Source organism: Gordonia sp. i37, from assembly GCF_002043085.1.
GTDB lineage: Bacteria > Actinomycetota > Actinomycetes > Mycobacteriales > Mycobacteriaceae > Gordonia > Gordonia polyisoprenivorans.
In genome coordinates this window covers 1-1,229 of sequence record NZ_MVPX01000688.1, presented here as the reverse complement: position 1 = coordinate 1,229, position 1,229 = coordinate 1, and the positions used below count along the sequence as shown (strand labels likewise).

Annotated in this window: 1 pseudogene and 1 riboswitch; the pseudogene reads left to right on the top strand. The window is 64.0% G+C overall.

Features of this window, described 5'->3' with window-relative positions:
- Positions 1-116 precede the first annotated feature (116 nt).
- A riboswitch (glycine riboswitch) is annotated at positions 117-207 on the top strand.
- Between the two features lie 188 nt (positions 208-395).
- A pseudogene (locus B1964_RS29655) lies at positions 396-1,229 on the top strand (glycine dehydrogenase (aminomethyl-transferring)); the annotation flags it as partial.

The window sequence follows — 1,229 nt, the reverse complement described above, 5'->3', positions numbered from 1 at the left end:
CCCGCCAGCCTCACACTGGCCATCAAGATGTCCGGGAAACGGGGTCAACCCCATCGGTGAAGAGACAAATTTTGGTTGGTGTGTGTAGGGTGTCCTCTCACAACCGAATACGTCGACGACGCGCGGTGGGAGAACCCCTTAACTGGGGCGCCGTAGGAGCAACATCCTCCCCAGGAATCTCTCAGGCTCATGTACCACCGCGTCGAGGCAACTCTGGAGAATAGCTCCGGTCATCGCTGACCGGTCTTACCGAAGGTGAACCGCCGGAACGCTTTTCGCGTGGGTCCGGCTCAAACTCTCAGGTGTCGAGGACAGAGCGGGGAGGCACATCCACCTCAACGTGCCCGTTTACCCACGGGTGCCCCTGTTCCTGGAGTTGCCTTGTGTCATCACCTATGTCGTTTCCGGCGCCGGCCGCCGACAACCCCGACTTTGTTTCCCGTCATGTCGGACCCAACGACTCGTCGATCGCGCGGATGCTCGATGTGCTGGGCTATGACAGCCTCGATGAGTTGATTGACGCCGCGGTTCCGGAGCAAATCCGTACCCACACCCCGCTGCAGGTGCCGGCGGCCCGATCCGAGGCCGAGGTGCTCACCGCACTACGAGAGTTGGCCGCGCACAACACACCTCGCGTGCAGATGATCGGGGCCGGCTACCACGACACAATCACGCCAGCGGTGCTGCGCCGCAACATGCTCGAGTCGCCGGCCTGGTACACCGCCTACACGCCCTACCAGCCGGAGATCTCGCAAGGTCGTCTCGAAGCGTTGCTGACCTTCCAGACCGTCATCGAGGATCTCACCACACTACCGCTGGCGGGAGCCTCACTGCTCGACGAGGCCACCGCCGTCGTGGAAGCGGTCCTGTTGATGCGGCGGGCGAACAAGACTTCGCCGAGCTCCCGGGTGGTCGTCGACTCCGATTGTCTCCCACAGACACTCGCGGTCTTGATCGGACGTGCCGCGGCGGTCGGTATCGAAATCACGGTCGCCGATCTCAGTGTCGGATTGCCCGCAGGTGACCTGTTCGGCGTCGTGGTGCAGGCACCGGGCGCGAGTGGTGCGGTGCGTGACAACACCGCCCTGATCGCCGAGTCGCATCAGCGTGGTGCGCTGGTGGCGGTCGCCGCGGATCTGCTGTCGCTGACTCTGCTCACCCCGCCGGGTGAGCAGGGCGCCGACATCGCGATCGGGTCCGCGCAGCGCTTTGGTGTGCCCCTGTTCTTC